1 protein-coding gene is annotated in these 1,032 nt (G+C 55.8%); it reads right to left on the bottom strand.

The window, feature by feature from the left end:
• Positions 1 to 141 precede the first annotated feature (141 nt).
• Positions 142 to 588 carry a hypothetical protein gene (locus ACFOLC_RS16105; RefSeq protein WP_386760283.1) on the bottom strand — a complete coding sequence of 149 codons (447 nt, stop codon included), beginning with the start codon at positions 586 to 588 and terminating at the stop codon, positions 142 to 144.
• Between the last annotated feature and the right edge of the window lie 444 nt (positions 589 to 1,032).

Genomic DNA, 1,032 nt, shown 5'->3' with positions numbered 1-1,032 from the left:
GTGAGCGACTGTCGATTCCTCGCGGCCCACGCCAACACTGCCCATATCTGACTTGCTCTTTCGGATCGCGTCATAACTGTCCTTGCGCGCTAACGCCTGAATTAAGCCGAGCCGCGAAGCGGCTTCGGCTTGAATGAATTGTTAGGTGTCGTCACGGGAGGCAACACCACGCACAAGGCCTTTGAGTGATGACGCGACATTGATTTGGTTGTACGCATGCTCAAGAGAGTCTTTGCTTGGATTGCCATACTGAGCGCCGGTGCAATCGTTGGCTTTGCAAAGTTCTTGCGCCCGTGAGTAAGAGTCCGGGAAAAGATCCTTGTTTGTCTCAAGGAAGGCAAGTGCGGCCATGTTGAAGCCCTCCGTAGAGTACTGCCCATCATCTTTGAGCAGACTGGCCGCGAAGCGCTTAGCTTGCTCAATGCGAGAGTGCTTCTGCTGATAGTGCACGGCAACGCCAGCAAGAAGGGCGATGGCAAGCACATAGCCAGCATGAATGAATCGTTCTCGTTTCTTGGTCGCTGGGAGGAACAGCGAAACCAAAGAGGCGATGCCGCTCACTGCACCGAGTACAACGAAAAAGTCCATAGACACCTAACGCCGGAATTAAGCCGAACCGCGAAGCGGTTTCGGCTTGAATGACTTGTTATGCGGTGATTGCCGGAAGAGCGGGAAGAACTTGCACCCGCCACAACCGCAACACCGCCCCCGAGCGAACAGTACCAAATTGCCGGACGAAGCTTTACCGAGAACCCGCGACGCGTGATGTGCCCGAAGCCGCCAACAACCGGGACGCCAGGATGTAACAGCACGAGCGGCGAAGCGGCGATGGTCACGATGGCGACGAGAACCGAGACTGCTATCCGGAGCCGACCCGGCACGGTGCGAAGTGCTGGCCGAAGGAACAACTACGGTGATGCTTTTGCAACACCGCATAACGCCTGAATTAAGCCGACCCGCGAAGCGGGTTCGGCTTGAATGAATTGTTAGGCCGCACCATCTCGATTGACAGGCAGATTGGCATACACCATT

This window comes from Lysobacter cavernae (assembly GCF_042648505.1).
GTDB classification, from domain to species: Bacteria; Pseudomonadota; Gammaproteobacteria; order Xanthomonadales; family Xanthomonadaceae; genus Lysobacter_L; species Lysobacter_L cavernae.
This window is presented reverse-complemented; position numbering and strand designations above follow the sequence as displayed.